13 protein-coding genes and 1 riboswitch are annotated in these 18,537 nt (G+C 35.5%); of the genes, 12 read left to right on the top strand and 1 reads right to left on the bottom strand.

The features are described from left to right. Nucleotides 1–154 precede the first annotated feature (154 nt). From ABE65_RS18380 to ABE65_RS18330, 11 genes are all read left to right on the top strand, one after another. On the top strand, nt 155–868 hold the full coding sequence (locus ABE65_RS18380) for a C40 family peptidase (RefSeq protein ID WP_066398167.1): 714 nt from the start codon (nt 155–157) through the stop codon (nt 866–868). A gap of 202 nt (nt 869–1,070) precedes the next feature. Next, nucleotides 1,071–1,874, top strand: coding sequence for a glycosyltransferase family 2 protein (locus ABE65_RS18375; RefSeq protein ID WP_066398166.1), 804 nt, complete (start codon nt 1,071–1,073; stop codon nt 1,872–1,874). 455 nt (nt 1,875–2,329) lie between these two features. After that, nucleotides 2,330–5,116: a hypothetical protein gene (locus ABE65_RS18370; RefSeq protein ID WP_066398161.1), complete on the top strand. Its 2,787-nt coding sequence runs from the start codon at nt 2,330–2,332 to the stop codon at nt 5,114–5,116. Nucleotides 5,117–5,302: 186 nt separating this feature from the next. Beyond that, nucleotides 5,303–5,530 (top strand): hypothetical protein, encoded by a 228-nt coding sequence (locus ABE65_RS18365; protein ID WP_066398159.1) that lies wholly within the window; start codon nt 5,303–5,305, stop codon nt 5,528–5,530. Nucleotides 5,531–6,187: 657 nt separating this feature from the next. Beyond that, a complete protein-coding gene (locus ABE65_RS18360; RefSeq protein WP_066398155.1) occupies nt 6,188–6,577 on the top strand; it encodes a hypothetical protein in 390 nt (129 codons plus the stop codon). Nucleotides 6,578–6,843: 266 nt separating this feature from the next. Beyond that, the gene (locus ABE65_RS18355; protein ID WP_066398153.1) at nt 6,844–9,336 is read left to right on the top strand and encodes a hypothetical protein; all 2,493 of its coding nucleotides are present in this window, start codon (nt 6,844–6,846) and stop codon (nt 9,334–9,336) included. 82 nt (nt 9,337–9,418) lie between these two features. Next, nucleotides 9,419–9,766, top strand: a complete 348-nt coding sequence (locus tag ABE65_RS18350) for a hypothetical protein (RefSeq protein WP_066398151.1) — start codon at nt 9,419–9,421, stop codon at nt 9,764–9,766. 42 nt (nt 9,767–9,808) lie between these two features. After that, entirely contained in the window at nt 9,809–10,564 is a 756-nt protein-coding gene (locus ABE65_RS18345) for a hypothetical protein (protein ID WP_066398150.1), read from the top strand. Between the two features lie 343 nt (nt 10,565–10,907). Further along, the gene (locus ABE65_RS18340; protein WP_066398148.1) at nt 10,908–12,329 is read left to right on the top strand and encodes an MBOAT family O-acyltransferase; all 1,422 of its coding nucleotides are present in this window, start codon (nt 10,908–10,910) and stop codon (nt 12,327–12,329) included. 12 nt (nt 12,330–12,341) lie between these two features. Next, nucleotides 12,342–13,526, top strand: coding sequence for a DHHW family protein (locus ABE65_RS18335; protein WP_066398146.1), 1,185 nt, complete (start codon nt 12,342–12,344; stop codon nt 13,524–13,526). Nucleotides 13,527–13,836: 310 nt separating this feature from the next. Beyond that, the gene (locus tag ABE65_RS18330; RefSeq protein ID WP_066398143.1) at nt 13,837–15,108 is read left to right on the top strand and encodes a glycosyltransferase family 2 protein; all 1,272 of its coding nucleotides are present in this window, start codon (nt 13,837–13,839) and stop codon (nt 15,106–15,108) included. A gap of 48 nt (nt 15,109–15,156) precedes the next feature. On the opposite strand, the gene ABE65_RS18325 is transcribed toward ABE65_RS18330, so the two are convergent. Beyond that, entirely contained in the window at nt 15,157–16,062 is a 906-nt protein-coding gene (locus ABE65_RS18325) for a hypothetical protein (protein WP_066398140.1), read from the bottom strand. Nucleotides 16,063–16,104: 42 nt separating this feature from the next. After that, nucleotides 16,105–16,188: riboswitch (cyclic di-GMP riboswitch) on the bottom strand. Nucleotides 16,189–16,330: 142 nt separating this feature from the next. On the opposite strand from ABE65_RS18325, the gene ABE65_RS18320 reads away from it, so the two are divergent. After that, nucleotides 16,331–18,415 carry an LTA synthase family protein gene (locus ABE65_RS18320; protein ID WP_066398137.1) on the top strand — a complete coding sequence of 695 codons (2,085 nt, stop codon included), beginning with the start codon at nt 16,331–16,333 and terminating at the stop codon, nt 18,413–18,415. Nucleotides 18,416–18,537: the final 122 nt, after the last annotated feature.

The following is an 18,537-nucleotide window of genomic DNA, read 5'->3' as shown; positions in this document are numbered from 1 at the left end:
TGTATACCCATACAGTCCCTTTTTGATGTCTGAAAATTCTATTTGTAATATATCTGTAATATAAAATACCTAGTTCTGAAACATTCTTACGATAGAATACAAGAAGATTGTAAAAACGTGTAAAAATATAGGAAATTGAGGGGAATCATACATAATGAAGAAATCTTTTGTTACAAAAGCCTTAGGTACAATTGCATTAGCTGCTGTAGTATTTGTCTCAAATCCTTTATCTGCAGACGCTGCTCTAGGAGATCGACAATTAAAGCAAGGTATGACACATAAAGAAGTTAAAGATCTACAAGTCGCTTTAAAGAAAACTGGCCACTTTACATATAATCAAGGTTATACAACGTATTATGGTACATATACGAAAAGTGCGGTAAGTAAGTTTCAAAAACAATATCGCTTAAAAGCAACAGGAGTTGCGGATAAGAATACGATTAAACTCATCAAACAAAAAGCTGCAGCAGTAAAGGTAGTTGCCAAAAAAGCACCAGCAAAAAAAGCAACGGTGAAAACATTTAACGTAAACGCAGCTAAAAAGCTTCAAGGTGTTAGATATACATATGGCGGAACAAGCCCACAAACCGGATTTGATTGCAGCGGTTACGTATCTTATGTAATGAAGCAACAAGGAGTTAGTTTGCCAAGGCGCTCTCAAGATATGTACAACACAGGAAAGAAAGTATCTTCTCTTCTTCCGGGAGACCTAGTGTTTTATAACACGAGCGGAAAAGGAGTCTCTCACGTTGCGATCTATATCGGGAACGGACAGATCATCCATAGTGCTTCTAAGAATGTAAAAGTAGATAGCATGAGTTCAAGCTATTGGAAACAACGTTATGTTGGAGCAAAACGAGTTTTATAAGAAAGCGAAACAAATCTCATTTATTCGAGTAGGAATAGATGAGATTTTTTTATATAAAGTTACAGAGGATTTTGATAAAGAAAAAGTATACGAACTGTGCTACAATAATTTGAGCAACCTTGTTAAGTGACAGGTTTGAAATGCAGCAGAAAAAGGCAACATTATATAATGATTATATTTAATAAGAAACTCGGAGGATGTTATGATCAGTATCATCATTCCAACACTAGGACAAAGAGAGCAAGAACTCTTCCGACTGTTAGATAGCTTATCCAAACAAACGTATACAGATTTCGAAGTCATTATGGTATCTCAAGATAATCATGAGGTAGTAGAAGAGATGTTGAAACAACATACGTTTACATACAAACATATTAAATTGAATCAAAAAGGTTTATCCATGGCACGAAACAAAGGATTGCCGTATATTACGGGTGACTATGTCACATTCTCTGATGACGATTGCTGGTATCCTGAAGATGGTCTTCAGAAAGTGATGAACGCTTTTCAAGAGCATTCATCCAATGACGTCATCTGTTTCAAAATTCACGATCCACTTTTACAAAGAGACTATAAAAACTACTCTACTCAACCGAAGAAAGAAATCAGCCGCATCGATTTCTTAAGAAAATCTTCTATTGAAATTTTTGCAAAGACGCACTGTTTTAAGAATGAAAGAATTCTATTCGATGAGCGCTTTGGTCTAGGCAGCCCTTACAAATCCGGTGAAGAAAACATTATTCTTCATGACTTAAAAGCAGCCGGGTTTAAAATTGCTTATGAACCGACCGTCGTCGTGTATCATAAGAAAAGAGGACAAGAAATTGTAAACAATTTGGATATAACAAAAAAAGGTCCCTTATTTATTCGAATTTATGGTAAACCTCTTGGGTTAATTTTGTTCCATCTATTTTACTTAAAGAAATGGAACACGATTAACGATCCGATTAATTCTTACAAAAAGTCTTTAACCGAAATAAAAGAATACAATCAAACTGCTAAATAGCAGAATGATACTAAAGTCCTTCTTTTTATAGAGAAGGGCTTTTTTTGTCTATGAAACTCACTTTTTTTTACTTTTTTTGAACTTTTTTTAAAATACTACTAAAACATTCGTATACTTTTCCGATAAAGTAATTAGCTCGAGTGAAAAAATTGTCGTAAAACACATCCGAAGTTTCAAATGTAAGGAAATTTTTATAAAAAATTTCAAAAAAATGCTAGTAATTTATCAAAATTTGTTATATCATATGAAATGTATTCCAAAGTTTCCATTTTCTACTGTTATTTCCAAATAGTTTCATAACGTTAGGGATATGGTCGTAGGTCTACATAACTTATGGTTTTGAAATTAAATAGTGCTGATATATCGGGGTTTATTAAAAAACTACGAATCTACTTATCTTGTACTGTTTAATTTTGTAAAAAAATATTTACTATATGGAAGGGGTCATTTTTAACATGGCTAACAAGAGAGTATTTAAAGTTGCAACAGCTTCAGCGGTTGCGGCAAGTGCATTAGTAGCAGCTGTACCAGCAAGTGCTGCTTCAGTAACTTACGAGCAAGCAGAAAAGCAAGTAAACGTAGCTCGTGAAGCTGCAAACGGCCTTCACGCTGAGTATACAAAGAACGCTGACTACAAAACAAAAGTAGACATTAAAGAAGCAAACGACGAGCTTAACCGTGCGAAAGCAAAAATCGCTGCTCTATCTGATGCTAAACAAAAAGCTTACTTATCTTCACGTATCCAAGGTACGATCGACACAGTTGCTCGTGCTAACGCATACAACAACGCAGTGCGCGTTGGAACTGAAATTCTTCCAGCTGCACACCAAGCAGTAGTTAAAGCTGCTGACGTAGCATCTCTTAAAGAAGGAAATGTTCTTCTTGCTGCTAAAATCAAGCAAGCTAAAGAAACTTTCCCTAAAGTTTACGGTAAAGAAATGCAAACTAGCTTCGCTACAATGTACCTTACTGCAGACCTAGAAGCAGATCGTAAAGATGGACACTATGCAGCAATCACTGCTGACCGTGTTGCTGAAGGTCTAAAGCTTATCGCTGCTGGTAAAGTAGAAGAAGCAGAAGTTCAATACAAAAACGCTGAAGCTTCTTTCAAAGCTGTAAAAGGTCTTGCAACAATCAAAGAAATCATTGCTGCTGACTGGACTGAGCTTGGAAAGAAAATCGAAGCTGCTAAAACTCCTAAAGTTGAGTCTGTAAGTGCGATTAACGCTACACAAGCTGTAGTAACATTCGCTGGAGAAATTGGTGATGTTGCAGCTAGCAACTTTACAGTAGACAAAAATGTAACTGTTATAAAGGCTGAAGTTAATGCTTCTAATAAAAAAGAAGTAACATTAACTTTCAACCAATCTCTAATCGATAATGATACTTATAAAGTAACAGTAGATGGAGTTAAATCTGCAACAGGAACTACAATGAAAGAAGCAGCTTCTGTAGAATTTAAGTATGAGATTGCAGCTGTAAAAACTGTACAATTATCTAAAACTAAATTCTACGATGGAGACAGCATCCTTGATGCAGTGGTTGTTAAAGATACAAACGGTCTTGTATTAGATAACAGCACTTTAGATATCGAAATTGCTGCAACAGACTCTGCAGTTAACCCTACTACTGGTGTAGTAACAACTGCTGATGCAAAATCTTTCTATGTAGAAATTAAAGTTAAAGATGGTTCAGAAGTATTGGCTACAACTGGAGCAGTTAAAGTTGATGTAGCACCAGAACTAGAAGTATCTGGTTTTGAAGGTCTTCACATTGGATCTTTAACTTCAGGATCTGAAGTAACTGATTATGAAACTGCTAAGAAATCTGGAGAATTAGTTTCATCATTAAAAGTTAACGAAGATGGTGCTGTATTAAACCTATTCGCTAAAGATGTTGATGGAAACATCGTTCTTTTAAGCCCGGTAGCTTCTCCCTTGAACTACAAAATTACAAACCTAACACCAACTGTAGCAAATGTTAATGTAGTTGGGGGTCAATTTGTAATCAATACTATTACAACTGGTAAAGCCCAAGCTAAGATTAAAGTTGGAGATCTTGAAACAACAGTTTCATTTGATGTAAAAGCTAACGAAAAGATTGCTGATGCTACATTAGGTAGCAATAAAGTATCTCTAGATACATCTGCAAATGGTCTAGCAAGTTCAGAAACAGTATCACTTTCACTTAAAGACCAATACGCTAATGCTATTGTTTACCCAGCCAATGTTACAACTTCTAATGATACTACATCAGTAGTAACGTATGATGATGGAAGTAAATTAAGCGTTAAGTCTGGAAATACTCGTGTTGCAGAAGCGACTGTCGCAGCTGATGGAGATGTTACTATCGCTTTACCAGCACAAAATGGTGTTAAAGGATCCACTACTGTAACTGTTGAATACAAAGATGCTTCAGGTAAAGTTGTATTTACTAAATCAATCGCTGTAACAGCTAGTGATTTTGACAGCGCAATTGCTAAGTACGATCTAGTTCTAAGTTCTCAAAACTCAGTTTTAGACGCTGATAATGATGCAAATGAAACTGGTGTTGATCTTGATGATGAGGTAACTTTTGTACTTAAGCAGTTAGATAAGTATGGTAATGTTATCGGAACAGAAACATTAGATGGTTCTACTGCATCAATTACAGCTACTACATCTAATTCTAAAGACCAAGGATTCCTAGATACTGTTGCTTATGGCACTGGTACAGGTACAGTTGCTTTGACTTCTGATGCTGTTCTAAAACTAGTTAACTCTGGAACAGTTAAGATTACTGCAACAGTTGGTGGAGTTACAGTTGATACTTTAGATGTTTCTTACAAGAATACTGATTCAGTTGTTACTAAAGCAGCAGTAAACACTTCTAGCCGTACTGTTGACCTATCAGTTCTTGGTGGAACAACTGTATCTGTAGAAGAACTACTATTCGGTAAGCTTAATAATGCTGGAACAAAATATGCTTTAAATCCAGTTCTAACGGTACAAGATCAATTTGGTAAAACTATGACTTATGACATTGCAAATGGTCTTGACCTATTAAAGAACGGATTACAAGTTGTACCTGCTACACCAGTAGTAACTAACCTTAACAATGTAACTGAAGCTAGTGGAAATCTTTCACTTACTGACGATACAAAAGCAGGAAGTGTAACAATTGTTGTTCCAGCGGTTTCTACTTCTGCCAATGCTGATTTGTTAGCTGCTCCTGTATCAATTACTGTAACTTTAGTTAAGTAATTAAAAGAGTCTAAAATCTAATCATTTGAATGACTCAAACAGGGGAGGATGTGCTAATTTAAGGATTACTAATGTATCTTAATTTAGCACCCTCTTCCATAGTAGAAAAAAGAACCACTTAGTGACTGCCATGTCATTCTGTGGTTCTTTTTTTGTAGTTTAGTAGATTAACTTTGAAAAGGATCATTGCTTACATCTGAATATTTAAATCTTAATAAGACTAAAGAGGGGACATTATGGAATGATAATGTTGTTTTAAATAGTAATGGGGCTAATAGTTTTTGTAATTTTTATTATTCTCAGTTAAATTCTATTCAAGCTGCGACAAAACCTAAACCAATGACCGTTCATTTTATTATCGTTGACCAAGGTGATCCTAAATATATTAAAACGCCTAATGGTGATGATATTTGAAGCTTGTAATAAAGGTAAAGGTGATGCAGTTGTTGCATACTTAAAGAAGCAGAAAGTGGATGACATTGAAGTAATAATCTCTACACATCCAGCTGCTGATCATGTTGGAGAGAAAAATTAACGATTAAAACTGCTGGTAGCATAAAAAGGCAAATCTATTAAAGCAAAATTCCGTTGGATCGGTTAAAGAATATGGTAAAACGGATTTGAATACTGGAGTGCTGTTCTTTACATCAACTACAACAAGAATAATTCCTTGTTTACAGGGGATGCTGAAAATCAGTCTGAAAAAGATGGTAGCTAAAAATATATTTTAAAAGTGGATGTTTGAAAGTAGGACACGATGGATCAAAGTTTTCTCAACTCATTCTTTTTTGAACCTTGCATAGCCTACTTATTTTATCATTAGTGCAGGAGCAAAGAATTTCTACAAGCACCCTATCACCGAAAACCAATTACGCTTACAGACTAGATCAAAATGTTTTAAGTGATAGTCAGAAAATCGCTAAAAAAACAAAAAAAGTGATACATTGAGGCTAAAACCTTTGTAATTCCATTTGATCAACAACCACATATTGTCCTTCAAAATGATTGTTGAAATAGAAATACAATATATATTTAGAACTATAAAATATAATTTCAAATGGGGTTTACTCAATGAATTTAATATTAAGAATTGGGAATTTGTTATGCTTATTTATAGGATTTCTTGGCTTCACACTTACTTATCAAGGAGTTCAGGCGAATTCAGATTTCCTTTTGTTTATGGATTTACAAAATATTATAATTTTAGTTCCAAGTTTATCCCTAATGATTGGTGCCATTTTAGTTATAATGTATGACTATATAAGTTCTAAGGGTAGATTTTCTTCAGCTATGTTACTTACTATGAGTGTAGCAGGCACAAGTTTTTATGTTCTATTTAAAGATGTATACAGTTATATTGGGCTATCAATATTAGGCTTTGAATTATTTTTAATAGTTACTATGTATTTTTATATTTGTCTATTTTTTAGATACTTCATAAATAAGTTTGATAAGACATAAAAGGAATCAAGGTCAATAACGTCAACCCCAAGTTATCAATCTTATTAATAATCAGATGTACTCTTAGTGATTGCATCCTACTTGCTCCATATATCCAACTGTAGAAGATTTGCAATTACCCCAATTTTTGAGACATTAAAATCCTAATAGCCTATAAATTTTCCCTAATATAATCACAAGAATAAAATTCCCTTATATTACAATATTTTTCTAGTATTTTGATATACTAATAGAGTTGTAATCAACTTTGGAAATGAGGACATGCGTTGAAAAAGGGAACCATTTTTATTTTATTAGCAGTAATGTTGTTTTCAGGTATATTTGGTGGTGCATCACCTGTAAACGCAGCAACTGTTGCACAAACTGATTCATACCTAAAGCTTGCAGAATCTGCAGCGAAAAAACTAGCACCACAACTAACTTTCAAAGGGAATGCTGAGTTAAAAGAAGTAGATTTACAGTTGTTTATTCAAACGAGAGATAACTTGAACAAAACAAAGTCAGCACTCAAAACGTTACGTTCAGCTGACCAGCAAAAATTTGCTTCGCGTATAAAGTATGTACAAACCGTTTATGATCGTGCTGTAGCGTTTCGAGCAGCGGTATACCAGAGCAAAGTAATTACCAATTCAAAGGAAAATTTTGTAGCCAAATATAAAGTCTCTCCTCTATCTTCAGACACAGAAAAGGCTTATAACGATTTAGTCAACAGAATTAATGTGGCGGGAACAACTTACAGTAAGGTTTATGATAATCTTGCTCGAGCAACTTTTATATCAAACTATTTGAAACCTGCACAGTCAGCTATTGCACCATATGTTCAGAACACACTTGCGCTTAAACAAGAGATTACGAGTGTAACCAATGACGTTGAAAGTTTGGAACGAGCAATTGAAACAAACCAGCCTCAAGCTGCATTAGAACGCTTAAACAGTACAATTGAATCAAAGTTAGCAAAATTACAGCATCCAGAAACGGTTGCTCAACTATCTCAAAGACTAAAAGCCATTCAAGAAAGCTATAAAGTGTTGTTTGAGAAGAAGTTTCTAGAATGGTCTATCAGCGAGATGATTCTTGATGAATCAAAAGGCTACCTCTATTTACTTTCAAGGCGCGAAGATAAACTGTATATCGTGTCTTCTAAAGATCTTCGGACTGTAAAAGAACTGCCGGTTTGGGATCCTACTCATATGGAGCTTTATGAAGGAAAGCTCTATATATCTGCAAGTCCAACGGTTATTGTGAACCTAGAAACAGTGACGACGAAACCAATTTCGACACCTTTGCCTCCAATTACATTGTTTAAAATTTATGACGATCAAATGTTTTATGCAATGAGAGGGCCAGAGCCATTAAGGAAATTAAACTTAAATACAGGGGTGGATACAGAAGTTAATAAAGAAGGGACACCCAATCGAGATTACAGTTTTTGGATGGAACAAATGGCTTTGGATAAGGAGAACGGAATTCTTTATTTTCAAGATTCTACTCATATTAGATCTCTAGACTTAAATACGTACGACTTACTTTCACAAGATAATTACAGTGATGGATATGGTTTTTCTAACAGTGGAAAACTTTTATACGACCGAGGGGACGTCTTTTTTTCTCGTTACCGTTTTGATGCGAATGATCTTACAACGATTCATGGAAGATATTTGAATGAAGAGTCTCATCATGATGTACGGTTAATTCGTGATCGCTTTGTATATACGTCACTAGCTGTATTTGATCGAGAGAATTACAAGATGATTCGTAAATTACCAATAAAGTCTAATCTAATGGTGATGGATTCATCAGGTAACATGTATAGTTACGAGTACAAAAAATTAACCAAAATGAGAGTAACTATACTGCCAGCAGCAACCACAGATATACAAAAATCAGACAATCAAATTAAAATGAAGGATGAAGTAACGGATTGGGTCTACGATGAAGAAAACGATAAGATCTATATCATTTCCAAATATGCTAACAAACTCTTCGTGATTAACGCAAAAACATACAATATAGAAAAAACGGTGTTTATAGGTTCCTACCCTATAGACATTGAACTGAAAAATGGAAAGATCTATGTAGCACTTTATGGTGCGAGTAAAATCGCTGTTCTTCCTGCTAAAGCTGAGGGAACGATAACACATATAAAAACGGAAATGATTCCAGGGCAACTAGCTGTTGATGATAAGGCTGTCTATTATACAGATTTGAAAGGAACACACGATTCTAGACCGCTCTACATGTATTCTTTTGCAACAGGAAAAACCATAAATCTGTTAAAACAACTGAAATCAACGATTGGATACCAAACACATGCTTGGAATTACAAAAGGCTAGCAGTCGATCCTAACCGTCCGATATTGTACGTGAATGAAGGAAATGGTGATAAGATTTATAGCATAGATACGATTAACCTAGAAGTGGTTGATCAATCTGTTGAAGATTCTTATCAGTACCCCGATGGATCTCCTATGTTTGTAGATCAAAACCATTTGTATAATGTGTTCTATGCAGCGAAAAAGGATGATTTGAAGTCTGCTCAAGTGAAGTTTGAGCAACCCGTAATCTATGTAGGAACTAAATATATATTTACAAGAGGAATGGTTTATAAAAAAGATGACTTTGAGAAAATCGCTTTCTTTAATGAAGAAATAGACTCTGGTTTTGTAAACAAAAGCAATGAAGTTTTCCTTCTTTCTAAAGATAAAAAAGTCTTCACCAAGTATCCTTCTCTAGAAAGTGTGCCACAAACTTCCAATTAGTAAATGAAATGACGAAAAAGCTTGTACAGAGCTACAAGCTTTTTCGTTTGCTAGAAGAAAGAAATACAAGGAGCATGCAACCATGAAAGTTTACACAATATTATTTATCATCATTACAGGGATTAGCTTTTTAGATAAAGAGTTTTATCATAGTTTGACCTTTGTCGATATGATCGTTTCGATAATAGGAATCATTGGATTATGGGGTTATGTTTTTAAAAGGGAATGGTTTTCACCATCATTTTGGAAAGTCTATTTTGGCTTTAACATCGTATGGTCGATCGGCTCGCTTTATTATATGGGTGAAAGTTTCTTGCCGGAAAATGAACCGACTTTAATGTACCTTACTTTAGGAATAGGGCTCATCATCCTTCTGTTCATGATTCCTTACTATTATGCTCTTTTTCGGTATGCTTATCGTAGAACGTGATGCCAACTTGTTTTATTTATTATAGAGAGTGGTGTGAAGTAAATGAAGAGGAGTAGTGTTGTCGCTCTTTTGTTCATCATCCTTTTAAGTGCATGCAATGAGAAAAAAGAAGTGCCTGCAGAAGCTAGTAAAAAGGTAGAAGATAAAAAGGAAGAAGGTACAAAGGTAATCAATGATATCGAATATAAGTTGTTATTCTTCAAAGGTTACGAGAGGGATAATGATTTAGAAGAATATTACTTAGACGAAATTGAAATGTACAGTAATTACATGGATTCGGAAATAGGAAATCTGTTAAAAAAGAATTCAGAAGTACTTGTTTCATTTAAACCGGGTAAAGGTCATACACAATCAGGGCCTGGATTTATCGATATCTATGTAGATGAGGAAGAATATTATGATGTTAACGCAGGTGCATTATATCGTTCTAACTATAAAGAGGTTACCGATTCTAAGGATAGCTTTGCGCCGAATTATATGATATCTGAGTATTATGCAGTTAAGTACGAAAGTGAGCTAGATTCAGAATTTCAATATTATGCAACCTTTAAAGATGTGGCATCTGCACCTAAGAATTTAGACATTCAACGATTATGGAACGATCAAGCATTTCTCCAGTCCTACAATTCCGCCTGGGAAGACTATATTGATAGTATTTCGTTTGTCGACTATCTGATGAAAACGTACGGAAAAGAAAAAACGTTAACATTAGTTACGAAAAATGATAAAGAGTCCATTCATACTGCATTTGGTAAAAATCTTAATGCTTTAATTAAAGATTGGAAACAAGCTAAATAAATATTCACCAAAGACAGGCTTGATACTAATTTCGGTTTTTTACAAATATATTAAGCCGAAACACTAAACAATAGCGAAATTATGACCGATATAAAAAAAGGGAATTAAAGCGGTTCTCTTGAGTGTTTTACGATGTACAACATACAAGAACAAAAAAACCATTAATTTACATAAGGTCGTTACCCAAGAATGTGAATAATGGTGCGAATATATATTTTGTGCTGAAGCCTAACTGTGGGCTTCTTTTCTTTGGGGAAATTTTTATAGACGCTTTCACAGTAATCGGCTATAACAAGAAATAGAGCTATTTTTATTTATTAGTTTGAACTTCAGGAGGAACACCATGTTATTTAGTTCAACCGTCTTTTTATTTTTATTCTTACCCATAGTTTTATTCACGTATTTTCTAGTACCACGCAGCTTTAGAAATGTTTTGCTGTTGGCTTATAGTCTGTTCTTCTATGCTTGGGGAGAACCTGTTTTTGTTTTGATCATGTTAGGTTCTATAGGTCTTAACTATTTGTTTGGCCTTGTCGTTGACCGAGTGCGAAATCGAAAACGTGCTGTAACTTGGGTTATGACAGCGATGGTGCTTTCTAACATCGCGATTTTGTTTATTTTTAAATACACAAATTTCTTTGTGGAGAACATTAACGCGGCATTTGATCTGTCTATCCATGTAGATCCAATACCGCTCCCGTTAGGAATTTCGTTCTACACGTTCCAAGCGATGAGTTATGTGATTGATGTATACCGCAGAGATGGGGAAGTGCAAAAAAATCCACTTAATGTGGCCCTATATATCGCTTTATTCCCTCAGCTTGTTGCGGGACCCATCGTGCGTTATCAAACGGTAGCGGATCAAATTAAACACCGGATAGAGACATTCGGTAAGTTTGCTGAAGGTGTTAAACGATTTATTATTGGTTTGGCTAAAAAGATGCTAATCGCGAACAACGTAGGTTTCATTGCAGATGAAATCTTTAAAACGCCAGCGAACGAGCTTTCAGTGGGTATGGCATGGATTGGTATCATCGCTTATTCCCTTCAAATTTATTTTGATTTCTCTGGATACTCAGATATGGCGATCGGTTTAGGAAAGATGTTTGGTTTTGATTTTCTAGAGAATTTTAAATACCCATATATCTCAAGAACCATTTCAGAATTCTGGCGTCGCTGGCATATATCATTAGGATCATGGTTCAGGGATTACGTATATATCCCGTTAGGTGGCAGTAAAAACGGTAAGTTGATGACGTATCGCAATCTTTTCATTGTTTGGTTTGTAACAGGCTTTTGGCATGGAGCCAACTGGACGTTTATCGCTTGGGGATTGTACTTCGGAATTATCATTGCACTGGAAAAAGCGTTCTTAGAAAAACTCATTTTCCGTATGTGGAGACCACTTCAGCATCTCTATGCATTGATATTGATCATTAGTGGTTGGGTCCTGTTTAGAGCAGATACGTTTACCTATGCGTATAGCTATCTCAAAGTAATGTTTGGTTTTGGAAATGCTCCTTTATTTGATGAACGAGCAGCATTTTACCTAACGAATTATTCCGTATTATTATGTCTTGCGATTATTAGTGCTACTCCTTTATTCAAGTGGTTAATCGACAAATTACAAGCTACTGCTTCAAATAAGGTTTATGTATTAGGAAATGAAATTGGTGCACCGATCTATTACGCGACCGTACTTTTACTTTCCATTGCGTACATGGTGAACTCAACCTTCAATCCTTTCATTTATTTTAGATTCTAAGGTGGGCTATATATGAGAAAAATCATTGGAGAAAAAGTGTTAGCCGTTGCTTTTGTAGGATTGATCAGTACGGTGGGAGTAGGTATGGTACTAGCGGAAGATACCAAAATTTCTGAGCTTGAAAATAGAGAGATGGCATCATTTCCATTAGTGGAAAAGGACGATGATCTGTTGTCTGGCGAGTATTTTGGAAAATTCGAAACCTACTATAACGATCAGGTCTATAAGAGAGAAGAGTGGCTGCAGCTTTATTCAAGCTTCAAGAAAGAGTTCATGAAAGAAAAAGAAGTGAATGGTGTCTTTCTAGGAGAGGATGGATACCTTCTACAAGCGGTAGATAAAATCGAGAACCTTAAGGATGAACACCAACAGATCAATAAATTCATTGAATATGGTGATTCAAAAGGTCTTGATGTATATTACACGATGGCACCTACAAAAGTGATGTCCAACAAAGACAAATTACCTGCTTTTGCAGAAGACTTCTCGCAAAAGAACATGAATAACTTTTTAGAAGGTTTAAGTCCGAAAGCGGAGCAAATCAATCTTCGTAAAACAATTGAGAAAAAGAACCAAGAGGAACAGCTCTACTTTTATACAGATCATCATTGGAAACAAAAAGCAGCTTTCTATGGATATCAACAAGTAATTAAAGAGTTAAGCGAAAAACACCCAGAGGTTGGGGAACCTAAGAAATTCTCTGATTTTAAGGTAAAAACATATAAAGAACCTGAGTTTTATGGATCTGCCGCACGCCTATCAAACAAAGCCTATGCAGAAAAAGCAGATCAGATCGAGATTATGGAACCAAAAGAGGGTTACGATGGATACGATGTTTGTATCAAAGGAGAATGCGGTAAGCCTTTTTACGATCTAAGCAAACAAGAGGATAAAGAGATGTATGCCGATCGTTACAATGTTTATATGGGTGGAAACGCATCGCAGATTGTTGTGAAGAACGAAAAAGCAGACAATGACCTTAAAGTGCTGGTATTAAAGGATTCATACGCTAATCCGATGATCCCTCTTCTAAGTGCACATTTTAAAGAAGTACATGTTATCGACTTGCGTCTAAATGGCGGAAACATGTATGACTATCTTGATAAACAAGATCTGGACATGGTGTTATTTGTCCACAACGTATCTTCAGCTATACAAACACCTAATCTTTACACGTTCGATGGGCGAAGTAAATAAGATATGAAAAAGCTTGCAGAGAAATCTGTAAGCTTTTTGTTTGATTGAAATAACTAAAAAGATACAAGGATTTATATTTTTGGTATTTAAATATAGTCATTTACGGAGAAGGAAACAAGCGCATTGGTACATATATATATATATATATATATATATAAATGTAATTAAATAGAATTTATTTCAATAATATATTTTTGTAGTAAATCTTTAGTGTATGTTGTAAAATTAGCTAATCATTATTTTGGTATAAGAAGAGCTAATGAATATCACTAAAGTTCCTCTTCTTACACACGAGGAGGATACATAATAGATGAATCAAATATTGGATATTGTTAGTGCAGTTATTTTTGCACTTACGTTTATTTGGCTTCTTGGTCGGCCAGTAGCAGTGTTGCTCAATGCTCTTTATTCTAGAAAAGGACAAAAGCAAATCGAATATACCTCTGAACCCGTGGTAATTGACGGTGTCTCCGTTATCGTTCCTTGCCATAATGAAGCAGAATCCATTGAGGAAACGGTGTTGTCGTTGCTTTCTCAAAAATTAGATTGGCCGATGGAACTTATATTAATTGAGAATAACAGTTCTGATCATACACTTCCTGTTATCGAAGCATTGGCGGAAAAATATCCTCAAGTGGTTGCAGCTTCAAAAAGAACACCCCTAGGTCTAAATCCCATCAGCTATTCGTTAAATTATGGGTTAACACTTTGTAAATATCCAATAGTAGTTAGAATAGATGCCGATACTAAATTGGCCAATGAATATTCTATATTGAAGGCAATTGAACCTGTAATATCAGGTAGAGCCGTAACAACTGCAACAAATGTTAGAGTCTTAAATTTAAAAGAAAATGTGCTTACCCGATTACAAGCCATTGATTATTATCTATCTATGGAAATGGATCGTAGAAGCCAAAGGATTTACAACGGTGTATTATGCTGCAGTGGAGCACTTCAAGTCTTTAAATTGAAAGATGTATTAAGCATCGGGGGATATAATACAAATCCTAATATTGGAGAAGATTTGGAAATAACGTTTAGACTCCATCGATTGGGTAAGGTTGAAATGACACCAGAAGCGGTCAGTTATACGGATGTTCCACCTACCGTTAAAGAGTTAGCAAAGCAAAGACTTTGGTGGATGAGGATCGGAATTGTTACATTGTTTGTTCACAAAAAAGCAATTGGTAATAAGAACTATGGGAGAAAAGGAATGCTCGGTCTTGTAGCGCTACCCATCAAGTTGGTCACTACGTTCCAAGCGTTTATAGGTGTTTTTCTAAAAAGTGCTTCGTCTGTACTGTTGCCTCAAACGAAGACTCTGGCTGATGTACTTACAAGTTATGCCATTTTCTCTGGAATACAAATTCTCATAGTGATTGCGACGATAGCAATAGTAGCACCTGTTGCTTATAACAAGCAAGGAGTCGAACAATGGTATCTTGTTCCGCTTTTTACACTTGTCTATCAGCCATTTTTAGCTGTAGTCCGTGTATGGGGAGTGATTCAAGCGTTGGCGTTAATCGTTTCTTCTATAAGATTGGTACCAAATGCAGATGAAAAGGAAGTAAGAGTTCATTAAAAATTAAACCCTCTCCTCCTTTTTGTCGGGGGAGAGGGTTCTACACTTTTATAAATCGGTTAAACTCTTCCAAGATACATAATGGTGAATGGCAAAACCATCAAAACTTTTCTCTCGTTGATAAGACTGTTCGACCATATCAAGTGTGCTTTTCATATTGTCGTGACTTAGATGATGAAAGGAAAGGTAAGATAGTTCATCTACGTTATCTGTCTCTATAGAAATAACGACCTTTTTATTTACTTTTGTTGCAAATTTCACTTCAGATGATGTAAGAGCTAGAATTCCATTTTGACCCTGAGTAAAATTACGATACGCCATTATAGAAATACCATCTGTATTCCGAATTACCCATTCGCTTAACTTGCCTTTTCCAAATTCGGAATTTGAGTAGTTATGTTCATCAAACCAAAATGGTAGATCCACATACAAAGGAAGCCTCATTTTTTTTGCGAACATCTTTGAACTCTCTAAAAGATCCTGATATCGCTTGACTGTAATTTGGTAGTTCGTATTCCATTCTTTTAACAAATACGGCTCTACATCTAGGTGAATACCTGTGAATTTTTCTGATTTAGAAGCCTCTTTTTGATAGCTGGAAAGCCAATTTGTAAATTGCTTCGGTCCGATATGACCGGGTTCAATCCAATCTGGTCCCCCATCAAGCGCTTGTACACTAACGCCTATTTCATTGGCTTTAGAAAGAAATTCTTGGTAGGTAGAAACCGGGATATCTTGATTAATCTGTAAGTATAACGTATTAACTTTTTGGGCTTTTAGAAAACTTAATACTTCTTCTGGTTCTGTAACAATCTTATTGGTATGCCATAACCATGTCGCATAAGTCTTTTTATTAGACGTGCTAGTCTTTTTGGCAGCGTTAACGTTGCTAGACATTGAAATCACCAATACTAGTATAGCAAATAAAGCAAAAAAACTTCTGTAATTCTTCATACTCGTATCCCCTTTATTGATTTTCCAAAGGTCTTACGAGCCTCTGGCAACATGGCGACCATACACATAGTGGTTAGGTCCATTGTTTTGCGTCCTTGCTTTTCAACAAGTTTGCCTTTTTCAGATTTAAGAAGTTTTCGTTTAACTTCCTTATTGATATCGGGATATATTAGAAAATGTTTACTATATAACTTTATATTTTTATATCTTCCTCCTATTTAATCTGGGATAATTAAGGAAATGAAATATATATAAGAAAGGTGTAGGTATGAAAAAATTCATATATCAAATGTCTTCTTTACTTTTCATTCATGGTATACTTTCGCTCATTGGTGCGATCCTCATAATTACGGTATTTAATGGATTCCGTATAGATACTGCAATAGACTGGGGGCAGCTACACACAAAGAAGTTTGCATTCGTGACGATCGGAGTATTCCTGCTTTTATGTAGTTTAAGTGGGTTTTCAAAGATGCAGGTTATAAGAGAGCAAGCTGCATCTAAAATGACCAACAGCAAGTATGTAAGAGCCCTTTATATAATTATTTTTATTTGGTTAACTTCATTTATGCTCTTTGGGGTCCTTCAATTCTTTCAAAGCGGTATGGATATTGATTTATTCATTGACTGGATACAAGGTAAAACAAAAATATTTCTTTTAAGTTCTTTGTTTCTACTCTTCCTTTATTTTTTCTTTCTATCTATGACGGGAAGACTGTATTTAAGTGTATTTACCAGTCTTGTCTTAACTGCTATTTTCGGACTCACTCATGCAAACAAGATGACGTTTCTTGGTGAGCCACTCTATCCATCAGATTTTAAGCAAGTTACTCATATTCTCGAAGTTATTCCGATGGTACTTGGTGCGTTTTCTGTTTGGAAACTGCTCGTTCTAGGATTTGTTTTCATTCTTATAGTTAGTTATCTAGTAATCATCTATTCGCAAATGAATGAAATCAAAACACCATGGTGGGCAAGAGGACTGATGCTTTGTTTATCCATTTTCATTTTTTATTCTTTTTTCAATTATCCGAAGACGTATATCAACGCACTTGCAGAAAAGTCAGACGTGAAGATTGTTCGTTGGAACCAGCCTTCGAACTATCGAGACAACGGGATGGTATTTGGCTTTTTGTCCAACTTGCACGTGGATGCTTTTGATAAGCCAGCAGGCTATAGCAAGAAAGCTGTTCAAGAAATAGCGAATCGAATTCAGGATCAGGCTTCTGAAAAACAGCCAGCGAAAAAAGGAGATGTGAAGAATCCAAATATTGTATTCATCATGAGTGAGGCTTTTTGGGATCCGACTAAACTAGAAAATGTCACGTATAGCAAAGATCCTTTACCTGTTACGCGAGAGTTGATGAAGAAGTACTCTTCCGGAAGTGTTCTCTCACCTACGTTTGGAGGAGGAACATCCAATGTTGAGTTTGAGGCACTCACTGGGTTTTCGATGAGGTTTCTTAAAGCGGGTTCTCTTCCGTATCAACAGCTGATCGATCAAAAAGATTTCATTCCTTCTATTGTTAGTGATTTAGAAGCGAGGAAGTACGAATCTTTGGCTATGCACCCCTACAACAAAGTTTTTTATAAAAGAAATAGGGTGTATGACACGTTTGGATTCGATCAATTTCTTCATATGGAATCGATGAAAAATAAAGAAATGACAGGTCCCTATATTTCAGACGAATCGGTAGCTCAAGAGATTTTAGATAATCTAAAGAATAATGATAAGCCAATGTTTGTTCATGCTGTAACGATGCAGAATCATTTTCCATATGCTGCAGATCGATATAAAAAGAATTCCATCAAAGTCTCTGGACTGAGTCCTGCTTCCAATGCAGAGTTAGAAACGTATGCAGAAGGTATCTCTCAATCTGATCGGGCACTAGAGTTGTTGGTGAAGAAGCTTGAAGCGATCGAAGAACCTACACTAGTTGTTTTATGGGGAGATCATCTGCCTATTCTCGGTCAAAATAAAGCAATCTATGAAGAAGCTAAGTTTATGGAGCCATACAACCCGAAGGTCGAACTGCAAAAATTCTCTGAAACACCATTGTTGATGTATGCAAACTATGATGTGCCACGTGAAGATTTGAAAGTGATGAGTCCTTCCTTTATTGGGCCAACTTTGTTTAATTTGGCAGGACTTGAACAGCCGCCTTTCTATACGTTCTTAGATGAGGTAAAGAGTGAGCTTCCCGGAATTAAGCCAGGTTTGTTAATTAATAATGAACAACGGTCAGAGTTTGCGCTCTCTAAAAAACAGCAGCAATTATTGAAAGATTATCAGATGCTCCAATATGATCTTCTCGTTGGAAAGCAATATAGCAGGGAGATTTTGTTTAAATAGTACTATACTGAGACTGATTTAGGGTTGCATTGGACTTCTTAGGTGAAGAAGTGAGCTTTACAGGTGGTTAGTACACTGGTTGAGGTGCTAATGACTTTGCTACCGGTGGTGATCTGCTCTTT

The organism is Fictibacillus phosphorivorans, assembly GCF_001629705.1.
Classification (GTDB): Bacteria; Bacillota; Bacilli; order Bacillales; family Fictibacillaceae; genus Fictibacillus; species Fictibacillus phosphorivorans_A.
Note: the sequence above shows the minus strand (reverse complement) of the source record. Positions and strands in the feature narration are given on the sequence as shown.

Bases quoted from the DNA above. Each gene is read 5' to 3' on its own strand.
- ABE65_RS18320 (WP_066398137.1), top strand. From the start codon at position 16,331: ATGAAAAAATTCATATATCAAATGTCTTCTTTACTTTTCATTCATGGT.
- ABE65_RS18370 (WP_066398161.1), top strand. From the start codon at position 2,330: ATGGCTAACAAGAGAGTATTTAAAGTTGCAACAGCTTCAGCGGTTGCG.
- ABE65_RS18350 (WP_066398151.1), top strand. From the start codon at position 9,419: ATGAAAGTTTACACAATATTATTTATCATCATTACAGGGATTAGCTTT.
- ABE65_RS18325 (WP_066398140.1), bottom strand. From the start codon at position 16,062: ATGAAGAATTACAGAAGTTTTTTTGCTTTATTTGCTATACTAGTATTG.
- ABE65_RS18380 (WP_066398167.1), top strand. From the start codon at position 155: ATGAAGAAATCTTTTGTTACAAAAGCCTTAGGTACAATTGCATTAGCT.
- ABE65_RS18360 (WP_066398155.1), top strand. From the start codon at position 6,188: ATGAATTTAATATTAAGAATTGGGAATTTGTTATGCTTATTTATAGGA.
- ABE65_RS18345 (WP_066398150.1), top strand. From the start codon at position 9,809: ATGAAGAGGAGTAGTGTTGTCGCTCTTTTGTTCATCATCCTTTTAAGT.
- ABE65_RS18340 (WP_066398148.1), top strand. From the start codon at position 10,908: ATGTTATTTAGTTCAACCGTCTTTTTATTTTTATTCTTACCCATAGTT.
- ABE65_RS18330 (WP_066398143.1), top strand. From the start codon at position 13,837: ATGAATCAAATATTGGATATTGTTAGTGCAGTTATTTTTGCACTTACG.
- ABE65_RS18375 (WP_066398166.1), top strand. From the start codon at position 1,071: ATGATCAGTATCATCATTCCAACACTAGGACAAAGAGAGCAAGAACTC.
- ABE65_RS18335 (WP_066398146.1), top strand. From the start codon at position 12,342: ATGAGAAAAATCATTGGAGAAAAAGTGTTAGCCGTTGCTTTTGTAGGA.